General features: G+C 35.3%; 13 protein-coding genes and 2 pseudogenes. 13 read left to right on the top strand and 2 right to left on the bottom strand.

Features of this window, described 5'->3' with window-relative positions; genetic code table 11:
- Positions 1-115 precede the first annotated feature (115 nt).
- From ACTWP4_RS09315 to ACTWP4_RS09255, 13 genes and pseudogenes are all read left to right on the top strand, one after another.
- Entirely contained in the window at positions 116-2,395 is a 2,280-nt protein-coding gene (locus tag ACTWP4_RS09315) for a helix-turn-helix domain-containing protein (RefSeq protein ID WP_443128491.1), read from the top strand.
- A 295-nt stretch (positions 2,396-2,690) separates the two neighbouring features.
- On the top strand, positions 2,691-3,644 hold the full coding sequence (locus tag ACTWP4_RS09310) for an ABC transporter permease (RefSeq protein WP_443128490.1): 954 nt from the start codon (positions 2,691-2,693) through the stop codon (positions 3,642-3,644).
- Between the two features lie 16 nt (positions 3,645-3,660).
- Positions 3,661-4,560, top strand: a complete 900-nt coding sequence (locus ACTWP4_RS09305) for a carbohydrate ABC transporter permease (RefSeq protein ID WP_443128489.1) — start codon at positions 3,661-3,663, stop codon at positions 4,558-4,560.
- A gap of 87 nt (positions 4,561-4,647) precedes the next feature.
- Positions 4,648-6,270 (top strand): ABC transporter substrate-binding protein, encoded by a 1,623-nt coding sequence (locus tag ACTWP4_RS09300; protein ID WP_443128488.1) that lies wholly within the window; start codon positions 4,648-4,650, stop codon positions 6,268-6,270.
- Positions 6,271-6,349: 79 nt separating this feature from the next.
- Positions 6,350-6,850 carry a sugar-binding domain-containing protein gene (locus ACTWP4_RS09295; protein WP_443128487.1) on the top strand — a complete coding sequence of 167 codons (501 nt, stop codon included), beginning with the start codon at positions 6,350-6,352 and terminating at the stop codon, positions 6,848-6,850.
- Entirely contained in the window at positions 6,823-6,981 is a 159-nt protein-coding gene (locus tag ACTWP4_RS09290) for a sugar-binding domain-containing protein (protein WP_443128486.1), read from the top strand. Before ACTWP4_RS09295 ends, ACTWP4_RS09290 begins: the two co-directional genes overlap by 28 nt.
- Before the next feature lie 18 nt (positions 6,982-6,999).
- A pseudogene (locus tag ACTWP4_RS09285) lies at positions 7,000-8,204 on the top strand (glycoside hydrolase family 2 TIM barrel-domain containing protein); the annotation flags it as partial.
- A 33-nt stretch (positions 8,205-8,237) separates the two neighbouring features.
- Positions 8,238-8,513, top strand: a complete 276-nt coding sequence (locus ACTWP4_RS09280) for a DUF4981 domain-containing protein (RefSeq protein WP_443128610.1) — start codon at positions 8,238-8,240, stop codon at positions 8,511-8,513.
- A gap of 38 nt (positions 8,514-8,551) precedes the next feature.
- Entirely contained in the window at positions 8,552-8,944 is a 393-nt protein-coding gene (locus ACTWP4_RS09275; RefSeq protein ID WP_443128485.1) for a hypothetical protein, read from the top strand.
- Positions 8,886-9,296 (top strand): hypothetical protein, encoded by a 411-nt coding sequence (locus tag ACTWP4_RS09270; RefSeq protein WP_443128484.1) that lies wholly within the window; start codon positions 8,886-8,888, stop codon positions 9,294-9,296. Before ACTWP4_RS09275 ends, ACTWP4_RS09270 begins: the two co-directional genes overlap by 59 nt.
- Before the next feature lie 163 nt (positions 9,297-9,459).
- Positions 9,460-11,862 (top strand): glycoside hydrolase family 95 protein, encoded by a 2,403-nt coding sequence (locus ACTWP4_RS09265; protein ID WP_443128483.1) that lies wholly within the window; start codon positions 9,460-9,462, stop codon positions 11,860-11,862.
- A 36-nt stretch (positions 11,863-11,898) separates the two neighbouring features.
- Positions 11,899-12,108, top strand: a pseudogene (locus ACTWP4_RS09260) (ABC transporter substrate-binding protein); the annotation flags it as partial.
- Positions 12,109-12,766: 658 nt separating this feature from the next.
- Positions 12,767-14,170, top strand: a complete 1,404-nt coding sequence (locus ACTWP4_RS09255) for a sugar porter family MFS transporter (protein ID WP_443128482.1) — start codon at positions 12,767-12,769, stop codon at positions 14,168-14,170.
- 350 nt (positions 14,171-14,520) lie between these two features.
- Here the strand turns inward: ACTWP4_RS09255 and ACTWP4_RS09250 are convergent, their stop codons facing one another.
- Together ACTWP4_RS09250 and ACTWP4_RS09245 are read right to left on the bottom strand one after the other, a co-directional pair.
- A complete protein-coding gene (locus ACTWP4_RS09250; protein ID WP_443128481.1) occupies positions 14,521-15,327 on the bottom strand; it encodes a cytochrome c oxidase assembly protein in 807 nt (268 codons plus the stop codon).
- The gene (locus tag ACTWP4_RS09245; protein ID WP_443128480.1) at positions 15,320-15,790 is read right to left on the bottom strand and encodes a DUF2243 domain-containing protein; all 471 of its coding nucleotides are present in this window, start codon (positions 15,788-15,790) and stop codon (positions 15,320-15,322) included. The genes ACTWP4_RS09250 and ACTWP4_RS09245 overlap by 8 nt, the downstream gene beginning before the upstream one ends.
- Positions 15,791-16,013: the final 223 nt, after the last annotated feature.

Here is a 16,013-nt window from a genome sequence, read left to right as displayed (position 1 = left end):
ACACCTATTGTTTGCTCAGGGTAAAGTGTTTATAATAAATAAGATTAAGTTACACAACAGAAGTATGTTAGAAGCTCGGCAATACTTACTTTGAATTTCTTTGAGGAGGTCCATTATGAAACGTATAGAATCCTCCAAAATCTTTAGGAGATTTTTAATTTCTTATCTTGTGATTTTAATTATTCCGTTGGTGGCTGGTTTTATATCATATCAGGTTTCTTTAGATACGGCTGAAAAATACTCAATTATTAATAGTAGACAAGTTCTCAATCAAAGCAAAAAAATACTTGAGCAAAACTTAGACGAAATCGATCGTTTTGTACAACAGTTGTCGTTAGACAGGGACTTAAATGTTGTACTGAACAAAAATGCTTCTGAAAAATATAGGATTGTATCTACACTTAGGCAATTGGATGAAAAAATTTCACCATATGCGACAACCAATGAATTCTTAGAGAATTATTATATATATATCAAAAACTCCGATCTCATTATTACACCAGGCTCAGTGTATTATCGCCCTTATCATTTTTATGAAAATTATAACTATACGGATATGACGATATCGGAATGGAAAGAAGCTATACTGAATAATGAGAGACAAATTATTCCGAGTAAACCTTATTTGCAAGGCGAGAAATCTACAAATGTTATCACATATATCCAACCTCTACCAATGAGTGATCTGTCAGATCATAAAGGTTCCATTATTATACCAATACAAAATCAATTACTTAATAATTTAATTGAAGGAGTAAAGCAACAGTTTAATGGATGGGCATTCATTTTAGATGAAAATCATCAACTCATCACAGCGAATGGCATTGATAAGGAAAAAATTAATCCACTCAAAGAAAAAGTTATGAACAAAGAAGGTCCAATTTATTTAGAAAATAAGACAATGCTGATTACGGAGAAATCTGAGAAAAATGATTGGTTATATGTTGCGGGAATTCCACAAAAAGCATTAATTCAAGAAGCAGCCCCAATAAAGTATATTACCTGGATAGTTACTGGTATTACTTTTATTATCGGCTTGTTTATAGCCTTATTTTTTGCTTATAGAAACAGTCGTCCGATAAACAATGTCATTAAAACATTAAAAGAATATGCAGATCCAGATGTTAAAAATGAATACGATTTCTTACATGGTAATATTTCGAAGTTAATTTCTACAAATACAGATTTGCAAATGCAATTAACAGAGCAAAAACCACTCTTGAAGGATGCCTTTCTTAAACAGTTGTTGTCTGGAGAGATTACTGAAAGAAATAGTAATCTACATGAATTTGCGAAACAAGCAGATGTAAATTTATCTTGTAATCATGGTTATGTTTCTATCCTTAAAGTAGAAGGTTATGAAGATATGTCGAGTAGTGAAGTTTATCAAGAGTTAAATGCAATCCGCATAGTTATAAAGCAGGAATCAATGAAAATATTTGATCATTTTTATGTGGTCACTATTCATTCTGATAAGCTAGTTTATATTTTGTTGGATAAAGAAGGCGATAAAATCTTAAAAGAAGAGATCGAAAAAATGTTTACATCCTTACAAAATCTATTTCAGGAGGAGTATCAGGTTTTATTAAAAATTGGTCTTGGACACCCATTTCAATCATTATCAGATATTAGTCGATCTTATAATGAGGCAAAGCATGCGATAGATTTTGCTAGTTTTTCTAATGAAAAACAAGGGATGTATTGGTATGATGCGGTGATGAAAGAAACCACTGTCTTCCATTATCCGTTAGAATATGAATTTCGATTATTAAAAAGTTTGAAAGAAGGAGAAACATTAGAGGCTGAACAGATTGTACATGACCTTTTAGAAGAGAATGTGGACAACAGAAGTTTATCAGCTGATATGCACGAACAGCTTATCTCTGAGTTAAAAGGTACCTTTTTTAAAGCGTTGGATCAATATGCTTTTAGGAATGATAAAACCGCTGAAATTTTGCGCCAGAAAATAAGGGCTATATCTTTCGAGGAAGGCATGAAGGAAACGGAAGGACGGTTAATAGAAGTTCTACAGCTTTATTGTGAATTTGTTAATAGAAACCGAAGAGAATCAAACCATTCTATTGTGAATGCTATAAAAGACTATGTGCACGAGCATTTTTCTTGTACAGATTTAACCGTTTATATGATATCAGAGCACTTATCACGGCCAGAAAAGTATATTTCTCAAATATTTAAAGAAGAAACCGGAGAATACTTGTATGAATATTTAGAAAAAATAAGAATGGAAGAAGCGATGACATTGCTAACTAATTCATCGAAAACGATCAATGATATAGCAGAGCTAGTAGGTTACAATAGTGCTCATTCGTTTAGGCGAGCTTTTAAACGAATTCACAATATGACACCCAATCAATTTAGAAAAACAAGTGAATAAATAGAAAGAAAAAGTATCTGTTCATACGTATGAACAGATACTTTTTCTTTCAAAATGATATAGGATAGAAGGTTGTTAAAAATAATCTCACTCAAAAAGTACTGTTTTGAGCGTTGTTAGTAGCGTTTCGCAGTATGTACCCTCCGTCTGAATATGTACTTTTTAGTCAAAAAGCTAAATAATCGGTATTGTACCCTTTAAATTCATTTGTCTGTTTGCTGGTTTATCAAATCATGATAAATTTTTTGTAAGCGTTTCCTATTAAGAAAAATTTAAAGAAGGGGGTAAAATTGAAATGGATCAATCACTTGATCAACCAAAAGAAATAAAAAAAGTAACACAACGGCACCTCGCTAAAAGAAGTTTTCAGAGGCATTGGCAGTTATATATTCTTATGATATTGCCAGTACTGTATTTTATTATTTTTAAATATGTACCTATGTTGGGCGCGGTAATTGCATTTAAAGATTATAATGTGGTCCAAGGTATCATAGAAAGTCCGTGGGTTGGTTGGAAGCATTTTGAGAACTTTTTTAACAACCCAGTTGCATGGGACCTGATAAAAAATACGTTGTTTCTAAGTCTTTATCAGTTAGCTGTAACGTTCCCGCTTCCAATACTGTTAGCATTAGCATTGAATGAAATAAGAGATGGTATCTTCAAACGCTCTGTACAAATGTTTACATATGCACCGTATTTTATTTCAACAGTCGTTATTGTCTCTATGATTATATTAATGCTATCACCAAGAACAGGAATAGTGAACAATTTAATGGAAGCTGTAGGACTTGATGCAGTTAATTTCCTAGGACAAGCAGAAATGTTTCGATCAATATTTGTCTGGTCAGATGCTTGGCAAATCACAGGTTATTCAGCCATTATTTATTTGGCAGCACTTGCTGGAGTGGATAAACAGCAATATGAGGCAGCAAAAATTGACGGAGCTTCTAGGTTACAAAAGATTTGGAATGTTGATATACCGGCAATTATGCCAACTATCGTAATCATTTTAATCTTAAGTGTAGGTAACTTAATGGCAATAGGATTTGAAAAAGTATATTTATTACAAAATCCTTTAAATTTAGGAACTTCGGAGATTTTACAAACCTATGTTTATAAGATGGGGATTATCAATGCTGATTTTAGTTTTGCTACAGCTGTAGGATTGTTCAACTCAATCATCAATTTAATTTTATTAATTATAGTTAACGCAATAGCAAAGAAAGTATCAGGTAATGGATTATGGTAGAAAGGAGTAAAACACTATGAGCAGTAAAAATAGATCAATAAAAGAATCCTATAATGACCGATTATTTTTAACATTAATTTATATTTTTCTTGGTGTATTGATGATCGTAATACTTTATCCTCTGGTTTATATTGTGAGCGCTTCAATTAGTAGTCCTGAAGCTGTAACTTCTGGGCAAGTTTGGTTATGGCCAGTCGATTTTTCACTTGAGGGATATATAGAAGTATTTAATAATTCAGATGTTATTAGAGGGTTTAGAAATTCTATCCTTTATACGATTGGTTATACATTAATTGCGGTGTTTTTAACAGTAATCTTTGCTTATCCACTTTCTAGAAAGAATTTTTATGGAAAAACCTTCTTTATGATTTTTATCTTAATTACAATGCTTTTTTATGGTGGATTAATTCCAGAATATTTAGTTGTCCAGCAATTAGGGATGTTAGATACTCCTTGGGCAATTCTTATACCGAAGGCGATGGCAGTTTGGCAAATTATTATTGCAAGAACATTTTTCTATACAAGTATTCCAGAAGAGTTGGTGGAAGCTAGTGAAATGGATGGATGTAGTAGCATACGATTCCTTTGGCACGTAGTAATACCATTATCGAAGCCGATTATAGCAGTGCTTGCTCTAATGTATGCTGTATTTCAATGGAACAGCTATTTTGATGCAATGATTTTTTTAAGAACAGAAGATTTGTTCCCATTACAGTTAGAATTAAGAGAAATTTTGATCACTCAAACCGAATCAGGCGCCAATCAAGACATTGCTGAGCAACAAAAAAGACAACAGTTGGCAAATTTAATGCAGTACTCATTAATTGTTGTCTCAAGTATTCCTGTGTTGATTATTTATCCTTTTGCACAAAAGTACTTCGTTAAAGGGATGTTACTCGGCTCAGTTAAGGGGTAATACGCACTTTAGATATTAAAGGAGGTGATGAAAGAGTAGATTTTTAGTTATAATAATATTTTTTTACTATTAAGGGAGGAAATTAGAATGAAATGGAAAGGCTTTCGTACGTGGGTAATTTTTGTATCGCTAATGTTAGTTCTAATTGCTTGTAATTCTGATGATGAGGCAAGTGAGGAAGAAAATACTGACGGTGCGACAAACATGTCTGTTTTTATTGCTGAAAATGGTGAAATGGACTTAGAGACGAACTCATTTACCAAATTTGCAGAAGATAAATTTGATATCAATTTTGACTTTCAAAAAACTGGTTATGATTCTTCAGCTGCAAAGGAGAAAAGACAAATTTCTTTAGCAAGTGGAGATTATCCAGAAGTTTTCTTTTTAGTTGATTGGGTAGATAAATTCGCACCTAGTGAAGTTATAAAATATGGTGAACAAGGTGCTTTAATTCCTCTAAATGATTTAATTGAAGAGCACGCACCAAATATATCTAAAGTCCTAGAAGAACGTGAGTCATTTAGAAAAATTGCAACATCTCCAGATGGGAATATTTATAGTATGCCTGGGTTAGAAGAGTGTTTTCATTGTACTTGGCCTAATAAATTGTGGTTAAACACAGATTGGCTAAATGAGTTAGGTTTAGAGGCACCTAAGACACATGAGGAACTAAGAGAAGTATTAACAGCATTTAAAGAACAAGATCCTAATGGGAATGGTGAACAGGATGAAATTCCACTAAGTGGTTCCGCGGCATCGCCTAATCATTCCGTCATTCCTATATTAATGAATGGTTTTGTATATGATGATGCACAAACTAGATTACTTGTAAATAATGGAGAAGTTAGTTTTGCTGCAAATACACCAGAGTGGAGAGAAGGATTAGAATATATTCATTCTTTATATGAGGATGGTCTGATTGATCCGGGAGCTTTCACACAAAATCGAGATGCTTTTATTCAGTTAGGTAATAATGCAGATGCTGTTATTCTAGGTGCGGCCGCAGCACAGCATCCATGGGAATTTATCGATAATGAGAATCATCCTGCTTTTGATGCAATTGAACCTTTGCAAGGCCCAAATCATCAATATGCAACATATAATTACCCAGTAACGAATGGCGGCACTTTTGCCATTACTAATAAAGCAAGTGAAGAAGTCCAGATTAAAGCAATTAAACTATTAGATTATATGTTCACTATAGACGGCATGATCCGTTCTCACATCGGTGTAGAAGGAGAAGATTGGGTTGCTCCTGAGGAAGGAGACGTAGCAATAAATGAAGAAATTGAACCAAATTTGAAGTTGTTACACCCTGAAGAACCAACAAACAATAACTGGTCAGCCGCAGCTCAATATTTCCAACCAAGAGAGTTCCGTGATGGTCAAGTACAATCAGAGGATATCTATACAGATGAAGGGTACGAAAGACGTCTTCAAGAAGCAACCTACTTATATGAAGGAAAAGAACCTGAAGAAAAATTCCCTTTCTGGGCAGCGTGGTATCCTGAAGAAGTCCAAGACGAATACTCAACTTTAAAAACAAATATTCTGGATAATGTTGAGCAAAGCGCTGTTCAATTTATTACAGGAGAGTTAAGTTTAGAAAATGACTGGGATGACTATGTGGAAGGTTTAGAATCTCTCGGTGTTGATAGATATGTTGAAATTAATCAAGAAGCATACGATAATTATTCAAGTGAAAATTAATGAATAAAGAAGTTGGCTATTGTTGCCAGCTTCTTTATTCATAAAGATCTAAAATAGCATAAAGGGAGGTATTTCGATTATGTTTAACAAAAAAAAGCTAAAATATAAACCACCAGTAAACGGTTATCCTGAATGGAATAACAATCCAGAAATATTTAAGCTGAATCGCATGCCCCAACACGCTTTAGCGATTCCATATCAAAATCATGAGCAAGCTTTGAGTTTTCAAAAAGATAAATCACCATTTGTTAAAGATCTAAATGGGAAATGGAAATTTCATTTCTCAAAGAATCCGGATCAACGAATAAAGGATTTTTATTTGGATGATTTTAATGTCTCTCAATGGAAACAAATTAATGTACCCGCTCATTGGCAATTAGAAGGTTATGATTATCCACAATATGTAAATGAAAGATATCCATGGATCGAACATGACGACATAGATCATCCATTTGCACCCACAAATTATAACCCTGTTGGACAATATGTAAAATTTTTTGAACTTCCCGAAAGCTGGAATGAAGCGCCAGTTATTTTTTGCATTTTACAGGAGTGGAAGCAGCATTTTATGTATGGCTAAATGGCGAATTAGTTGGATATAGTGAGGATACATTTACACCGGCAGAATTTAACCTTACTCCTTATTTAAAAAATGGAGAAAATAAAATAGCGGTGGAAGTCTATCGGTGGGCTGATGCTAGTTGGCTGTAAGATCAGGATTTTTGGAGGATGAGTGGAATTTTTAGAGACGTCTATCTATATGCATTAGCTGATCTTCACCTTTATGACCACCGTATACGTACAACGTTTGATGATAACTATCAAGATTCAACACTGCAAGTAGAGGCACAAGTACTCAATTATTTTCAACAATCTTTAACAACTAGTAAACTTGAAATCGAATTAAAAGCAGCAGATAACCACACAGTAACAAAACAAACCATTAATTTAGATATGAATCAAACGGAGATTTCTACTGTCACAATCGACTCTAATATATCACAACCACGGCAATGGAGTTCAGAAGATCCATATTTGTATACAGTGATATTCACATTATTCGGTGATAATGATCAAATAATTGAAGTATTTGCTACTAAAATAGGTTTTCGTCAATTTGAAAAAATTAATGATATTATGCATATTAATGGTAAGCGAATTGTATTTAAGGGTGTAAATCGTCATGAGTTTTCTCCTGATCGAGGTCGTGCAGTAACAGAACAAGATATGGTCAATGATATAGTTCTAATGAAACAATATAATATAAATGCGGTCCGTACTTCGCATTATCCTAATCATCCTAAATGGTATGATTTATGCGATCAATATGGTTTATATGTTATTGATGAAACAAATCTTGAAACACACGGAACATGGCGTTATGGTCAAAAAACATTAGAAAATACAATACCTGGTAGTAAACCAGAATGGACGGAAAATGTTCTAGATCGTTGCCAATCAATGTTTCAACGTGATAAGAATCACCCTTCTATAATCATGTGGTCGTTAGGAAACGAATCGTTTGGTGGAGATAATTTCTTGAAGATGTATGATTACTTAAAAAGGAAGATCCGACTCGATTAGTTCATTATGAGGGAGGCTTCCATTACCCTCCCACTAAGGATGCTTCTGATCTTAAAACAGAGATGTATCTTAGTCCTCAGCAGTTGGAGCTTTATGCAAAACAATTAGGTGATAAGGAACCTTACATATTGTGTGAATATGCTCATTCTATTGGTAATTCAACAGATAACCTATATAAATACACAAAACTATTTGATCAATATCCGTGTTTACAAGGTGGATTTATTTGGGATTGGAAGGATCAAGCATTACGTCATCAGACAGAAGATGGTATCGAATTTTTAGCTTATGGCGGGGATTTTGGTGACTCACCAAATGATGGAAAATTTTCTGGTGATGGTATTATTTTTGCAGATGGTACTATTTCCCCGAAATTGATAGAAGTGAAAACTTGTTATCGAAATATCGATTTTGAAGAAGTAAATTTTGTTAAAGGCGAGGTAAAAATCATTAACAAGTTTTTATTTCAGTCACTAAAAGATTTTAAGTTAGTTTGGACTGTTGAAGAAGAGGGAGAAATACTAGAATCTGGTTTTCAACTGTTAGATGTTGAACCTGAATCAGAACAATTAATCACATTGCCTTATCATACAAGCTCCTTTGATTCATCAAAAGAACAAGTGATTAATTTACAAGTAGTCTATAAAAATGAACCATAGGTAGTCTTACGTCTTATATTGTAAATGGCAAAGAACTAATGAAAAGTCCGATGCTACCAAATTATTGGAGGGCAATGACTGATAATGATATAGGTGCACACTTTGATAGAACAAGTAATGAGTGGCGTAAGGCTAGTTTAAATAGATCATTAATAGATCTATTTGTAGCAATCGATGTAAGTTATGTGTTAGTAGAAGCACATTATCAACTGGCTACAACAACACCTTCTATCGCAACTATTCGTTACATTATTCATGGATCAAATAAAGTTGAAATAGAACATCTTCTACAACCAGGAAAGGAGTCCCCAGATATTCCTGAAATTGGTATGAGATTTGAGTTACCGAATTCATTTGATAAGATGGAATGGTTTGGCAAAGGACCGCATGAAACGTATTGGGATCGACAAAAAAAGTGGAAAAGTCACTAAACATAAAGGAAAAGTATCAGAACAACTTCAGCCCTATTTAAACCCTCAAGAAAGTGGTAATAAATGTGATGTTCGCTGGATGAAAATTGAAGACCAGTATGGGAATGGTATCAAAATAACAGGGGATCCAACTGTGGAAATAAATGCAATACCATATACACCTTTTGAGTTGGAAGAAGCAAGTCACCACTATAAGTTACCTGTTTCCGATAAAGTATCTGTTAGGGTTAATGGATGGCAAACCGGAGTTGGTGGAGATGATAGCTGGGGACAACACGCCCATACTGAATATCGATTAGCTGCAAATCAAAATTATTCGTATCGTTTTACAATAGAAGGCTTATCAAAATAATTTTTATGTCTTTTTGGAAGCAGTCTCCAACTTCCAACGTGTTAGGGGCTAATCTCAAAGGTAAAGGGAAGAGGAAGTTTAGCTGACGATAGCTAAACTTCCATTATTAATAGATTAAAAACAATTAATAGACTTTCATGCCAAAATGAAAGGAACGAGTGGAATGAATAGAGAAGAAGAAAAAAACATGCAACTCCATTATGATAAACCAGCTTCCTGTTGGACAGAAGCACTTCCTTTAGGAAATGGAAGTCTTGGTGCGATGGTTTTTGGTGGAATCGAAACTGAGCGCTTACAATTAAATGAGGATACTTTATGGTCGGGTTTTCCACGAGATGGGAATAATCCAACAGCCAAGGTATTATTGCCTAGTATAAGGAAGTGTGTCGCTGAAAATAACTTTGAAGAGGCAGATCGGTTAGCCAAACAAATGATGGGGTCCTATACTCAATCCTATATGCCCTTTGCTGATTTGTATTTTCATTTTGAACATGGTGGTGTTGCAAAAGATTTTCATCGTAACTTGGATCTGAGGACAGGTGTGAGCACTGTCACTTATAAGGTAGAAAGTGTGGAGTATTCACGGGAGACGTTTATTTCCTATCCAGATCAGGTTATGGTAGTGCGTTTGCAAGCAAGTAAAGAAGGCAGTTTAAATCTTCAAGCATCCTTTTCTAGTCAGCTAAGATACAAAACGACTTGTTCTGGTGAGCAATTCATCATAAATGGCTACGCTCCAGAATATGTAGCACCTAATTATCATACAATCGATTATCCAATTGAATATGGAGACAGTAAGGAGACTAAAGCTATCCGTTTTCAAGGTAGGCTTGGAATAGAGTATGATGAAGGAACCTTAGAACTAAATCAGGAAGGAATCCACCTTTTAAAGGGAACATCTGCTACGTTTTATTTTGCTGCAGCAACAAGTTTCCAAGGTTATAATCAAATGCCGCACAACGATGTATCAAAGCTGAACCAGCAAACAGAATTAATTGTAAAGAAAGCAATGGATCATAGCTATGATCCATTGCTTCAAAAGCATCTCGAGGATTATAAAGCATTATTTGACAGGGTAAAGTTTAAAATAGAAGGATCAGCTGTTAATCAATCCAAACCGACTGATCAGCGAATTATCGAAGATGGAGCTTCAGATCTAGGATTAGTAGAATTGCTTTTTCAATATGGTCGCTACCTAATGATCGCAAGCTCAAGAAAAGGTAGTCAGCCAGCCAATTTGCAAGGCATTTGGAATGATGAAACAAGACCTCCTTGGAGCAGTAATTATACGTTAAATATTAATGCAGAGATGAATTATTGGCCAGTTGAGACAACGAATTTAACAGAATGCCATGAACCATTGTTAAAGTATATAGAAAATTTGGCGCAAAATGGTAAAGAAACAGCAAAGATTAATTATGGTGTTAGCGGTTGGGTAGCGCATCATAATTCTGATATATGGTGCTCAACAAACCCAGTCGGAGATTTTGGAAAAGGCGATCCGGTCTGGGCGATGTGGCCAATGGGTGGTGTATGGCTCTGTCAGCATTTATGGGAGCATTTCAGCTTCATTCAGAATAAGGAATATTTGGAGCAGAAAGCATATCCAATTATGAAAGAAGCAGCTTTATTTTGTTTGGACTGGCTTGAAAAGAATGAAGATGGGTACTATGTGACCTCTCCGTCGACATCGCCAGAACATAAATTTTTAGTAGAGGGAAAAGTATATGCGGTAAGTCAAGCAACAACAATGGATATGGCATTAATATGGGATCTATTTACAAATTGCATGGAAGCTGCCCAGATTTTAAATATAGATGAAAAATTTTCTAATCGGTTAGGTAAAGTAAAGGAAGATCTCTTTCCCATGCAAATTGGCAAAGATAATCAGCTACAGGAATGGTTTCAGGATTTCGATGATGAAGACCGCCATCATCGTCATGTCTCACATTTATTTGGTGTATATCCTGGAAGGCAGTTAACCGAGAGTATAGAAAGTAAATATTACCAAGCAGCTAGAAAATCCTTAGAAAGACGTGGAAATGGGGGGACTGGATGGAGCCTTGGTTGGAAAGTTGGTCTCTGGGCGCGATTTAAGGATGGGAAGCAGGCTTTTCAATTAATTGATAATCTATTACAAATAGTAAAAGAAAATGATTCAGAAAATTATCATAGGGGAGGTGTTTATACCAATTTGTTTGATGCACATCCTCCGTTTCAAATTGATGGAAATTTCGGTGTGACAGCGGGGATTGCCGAAATGTTACTACAATCGCATGAAGGGGTGTTGACCTTCATACCAGCCTTGCCAGAAGAGTGGTCAACAGGTTCTGTAGCAGGCTTACGGGCTAGAGGTGGTTTTGAGGTAGCTATTCAATGGAAAGACAGAAAAGTAACAGTTGTAGAAATAACTTCTATGGAAGGTAATAACTGTGTTTTATCAAAAGAATGGAAGGTAACAGAACAGAATAGGAATACTAAATTAGAATGGATTGAAGTGGATTACTCTTTCTATAAGTTTGCTACGCAGAAAGCAAAGACTTATATAATAACTCCGATGAACTGAATTGTTTAACTTTTTTATGGTGAGCTTACGGAGGAGATGGATGGAAATATTTATGGTGTTTCTGAGTTAGAAGAATGTTTTCATTGTACTTGGTCCAATAAATTATGGTTAAAAACGGATTGGCTAGATAAGTTGGGATTAGAGACACCTACAACACATGAGGAATTTAGAGAAGTGTTGACTGCCTTTAAGAAACAGGATCCTAATGGAAATGGCAAGCAAGATGAACTTCCACTAAGTGGTGCTACTTTTGCCATCACTAATAAAGCCAGTTAAAGCTATTAAGCTGACTTCAGAATGTAGAAATTCAACATTTAGTTCTATTTCTTCATTAATTGCCACATCGCCTTCTTCAGGAGCAATGCAATCCTCACCCTCAACTCCAAGGTGAGCACGAATTTTCCCATCTATAGTATACATATAATCTAATTCTGGATAATGTTGAGCAGAGGGCTGTTCAATTTATTACAGGAGAGTTAAGTTTAGAAAATGACTGGGATGATTATGTGGCAGGTTTAGAATCTCTCGGTGTGGATAGATATGTTGAAATTAATCAAGAAGCATATGATAATCATTTAAATGAAGATTAATTACTGGAGAAGCTGGCTTAGTTGTCAGCTTCTACTTGTATAAAACAGATTCCGAACTTTCTATGGATATTTACTTTATTGGTATGAAGAGAAATGGATTTACCATCAGCCTAAATTCCACCCCCTATAACAAAATAATCTAGCAAATGACAAAAAAGTGAAGATAATGATACTCCCATGAAAGTGTATACATGATAAGTTTAATATATCTTAAAGTTATAAACCTTTGTAACAGAATGAAAGCGGATCAAAAAAAGGTTATGACTTAGCTAAAAAGAAAACGATATCAAATTTATCATAATGGGGGATTTATCATGGAAAAGAAACATTCGCTTTGGTATGTAATTTTAATTGCAGCATCTGCCGGAATGGCTGGTCTTTTATACGGTTTTGATACCGCTGTTATTTCAGGTGCAATCGGATATTTGCAGGAATTATATGATTTAAGTCCGGCAATGGAAGGCTGGGTTATCTCTTGTGTCATGATTGGTGGTGTCACAGGAGTTGCGTTATCCGGATTTTTAAGTGATCGATGGGGTCGTAAGAAGTTATTGATGGTATCTGCTATCTTTTTCATCATTTCAGCATTAGGTTCAGCTTTTGCGATTGATGTAACAACATTAGTACTAGCACGAATTTTAGGCGGTCTTGGGATCGGTTTTGCATCCGCTTTATCTGTTACCTATATCAGTGAGTGTGCTCCACCAGCAATTCGAGGACGTTTAGGCTCGCTATATCAGTTATTCACGATCTTCGGTATTTGTGCTACTTTTTACATTAATTATTTTGTAGCAAATAGTGGTACCCATGAATGGGGACTAGAGCTTGGCTGGCGCTGGATGTTAGGTTATGGAACAATACCGGGAATTATTTTCTTGTTCCTCTTATTCTTTATTCCAGAGAGTCCAAGATTTCTCATACAAAAAGGTAAAGACAAAGAAGCACTTCATATTTTGAAACGAATTAATGGTGAAGAAATTGCACATAAAGAAGCAAAAGAAATTAAAGCTTCTATCGAAGTGGAACAAAGTAGCTCCGTAAAAGAGCTAGTAAAACCCGGCTTAAGAATGGCAATGGGTGTGGGGATTTTCCTTGCACTATTTAACCAAGTCATCGGTATGAACGCAGTAACCTACTATGGTCCGGATATTTTCCGAAGTGTAGGTTTTGAGAACAACACCGAATTTCTAGCGACAAGTATTATTGGTAGTGTACAAGTTGTCTTTACAATTTTAGCGATCTTTTTAATTGATAAACTAGGTAGAAAGAAATTGATGGCAATTGGCTCCAGTTTAATGGCACTTTTTATGCTCTTAATCGGAAGTGTATTCTTTTTTGAACCAGCAAATGCAGGTGTATTATTGATTATTTTAATCGCAGGGTTCACAGCTTCCTTCTGTGTATCAATGGGACCTATTCCTTGGATTATGATTCCGGAAATTTTCCCGAACCACTTACGTGCAAAAGCAGTAGGAATCGCGACAATCTTCTTATGGGGAGCTAACTGGGCAATTGGTCAATTCACGCCGGTACTCATCAACAACATGGGCAGCTCGTTCACTTTCTGGATGTTCGCTGTTATCAACGTTATCTGTTTCATCTTCGTTATGACAATCGTTCCAGAAACTAAGAACAAAACACTGGAAGAGATCGGTCAACTATGGAAAGAAGACAAACAAGTGGAAAAAGAAGAAAAAGTACAAGAAGAAATGGCATAGTCTTTCAAAGAGAATAGGAGAAAAAAGCTGACCGGAGGGTGTAAAGTGTCCTAGGTCAGCTTTTTTAGAAAGAATAAAAGATACACAAAATACTTAAACTGCGCAGTAACTTTTCATTGGTTTAGCTTTCTATCATCCTTCCAAAAATAAGTGGAAGATAATTGCTTCGGCAAAATACAGCCCTTTCCGAAGACAAAATTTAAGCCTCTTTAAAAAGCAATGCCCACTACACTAGTTGTAGCTTTCTGATGGTTAAAAAACAAAAATTCGTGAAAAAGTCTCACAAGTTTCTTTTCATTCGATTACGTCTGCTGATTATGACTAAAGATGGGTGATTGACTGGGATCATGTCAATCTAGGAATACTTTCTTAGCTTCCGTTTTCAAAGCTACGCAAGTTCGGGTTTCTTTATACCATTGCGAGCAAAGTATAAAAATGATAATCAAATCAACAAGATCTCCTCCGTAATACATTAACATACTTCCAATTTCTGCTTGGTAGGAAGGAACACCTATTGGCGGATTTGCGTACATATATTTAGCAAGAATACCATGGCCAGCTAAAGCTAGCACCATTATTATAGAACGATATAGATAGCTCTTTCGATGTGCTGTCGGTTCGATATAAATAATCGATATGGTGAATAGATAGCCAGCTAAGAACACATGAAGATGAATGACTACATAAAGTATCATGTTTTCATGCATGGCTGTGAATAAATCGGTTGTATATAAAAGCCATAGTCCACCAATATTGAGAATCGAAGCAACGATAGAATCGGAAATGATGTGAACAAATCTACTTCTTAGCCATTTAGTCAGAAGCTTTGCATGTTGGACAGGTAACGCTCGAACAATAAGCGTTATTGGCGCTGCCAGCACCATAAGCAAAGGAGCCAGCATTCCGAGCAATAAGTGAACCAACATATGGATGGTGAAATCTAAATGCGCACGTTCTGCTAATGGTCCAGCAACTGCTATCATTGCGAAGGTACTACCAGTAACCCAAAATAAAGTCCGATAGACAGGCCATGTCCTTTGTTTCTGGTGAGATATTACGATTGCCAGAAAGTAAATAATAAATCCAATTAGAAAAGGGAAGAGTAGAATGAGTTGTGGAATCAAGCCGATCGATTCATGATGGACTTGTTCATGCATGTTTATTTCCTCTTTTTCTAACCAAAATAATCCCGATTATAGTCATCAGAAGTGCAATAATATTCCATATCACATCATAGACCATCACATTGTCCACATACCTGATTTGGTGTATGCGCATTATTTTGTGTTGAATAATCCCGTCGTATAATTGGAATGCCCCGCAACCTAGTAAAACACCACCCCACCATTTAGTAACCATCAATTCGTTACGACGGCGGAGGTCTGCAAACAAAAATAAACCAGCAATGGTCGCAAACCAACTAAAAGCGTGGAATAACCCGTCAGATATTAATCCAATTTTTGTAGAGGAATTATCATAAAAATGATGCCAATGTAACAGCTGGTGAAAGAGCATTTCATCAAGAAAAGCAACAAGACCAAGTCCAAAGAATATGCCAGAGAATAAATTGCGCCTCAAATTGTTAGCTTCGTTACTTGAATAGGACTTTGCACTATCCATAGGAGAGCTCCTTTCATCAGTACTTACTTCTTTGTTTATCAGCTTATCCTGAATCAACATAATATAATCAATTTAACCTGTAAATATGTAATACCCTAATTGGTTTGAGAATTAAGCTTTATATTTTTTGGAGGAAGATAACTGTGGCAATTCATTCATTTCAAAGATAAAAATTTGTTCTTGACTGAAAACAACAAATGTTATACTGTATATATAGATATAA

Source organism: Gracilibacillus sp. D59 (assembly GCF_052246695.1).
Lineage (GTDB): Bacteria > Bacillota > Bacilli > Bacillales > Amphibacillaceae > Gracilibacillus.
The sequence above is the reverse complement of the archived record's forward strand: the minus strand, read 5'-3'. Positions and strand labels throughout refer to the sequence as shown.

Bases quoted from the DNA above. Each gene is read 5' to 3' on its own strand.
- ACTWP4_RS09315 (WP_443128491.1), top strand. From the start codon at position 116: ATGAAACGTATAGAATCCTCCAAAATCTTTAGGAGATTTTTAATTTCT.
- ACTWP4_RS09310 (WP_443128490.1), top strand. From the start codon at position 2,691: ATGGATCAATCACTTGATCAACCAAAAGAAATAAAAAAAGTAACACAA.
- ACTWP4_RS09305 (WP_443128489.1), top strand. From the start codon at position 3,661: ATGAGCAGTAAAAATAGATCAATAAAAGAATCCTATAATGACCGATTA.
- ACTWP4_RS09300 (WP_443128488.1), top strand. From the start codon at position 4,648: ATGAAATGGAAAGGCTTTCGTACGTGGGTAATTTTTGTATCGCTAATG.
- ACTWP4_RS09295 (WP_443128487.1), top strand. From the start codon at position 6,350: ATGTTTAACAAAAAAAAGCTAAAATATAAACCACCAGTAAACGGTTAT.
- ACTWP4_RS09275 (WP_443128485.1), top strand. From the start codon at position 8,552: ATGAAAAGTCCGATGCTACCAAATTATTGGAGGGCAATGACTGATAAT.
- ACTWP4_RS09265 (WP_443128483.1), top strand. From the start codon at position 9,460: ATGAATAGAGAAGAAGAAAAAAACATGCAACTCCATTATGATAAACCA.
- ACTWP4_RS09255 (WP_443128482.1), top strand. From the start codon at position 12,767: ATGGAAAAGAAACATTCGCTTTGGTATGTAATTTTAATTGCAGCATCT.
- ACTWP4_RS09250 (WP_443128481.1), bottom strand. From the start codon at position 15,327: ATGCATGAACAAGTCCATCATGAATCGATCGGCTTGATTCCACAACTC.
- ACTWP4_RS09245 (WP_443128480.1), bottom strand. From the start codon at position 15,790: ATGGATAGTGCAAAGTCCTATTCAAGTAACGAAGCTAACAATTTGAGG.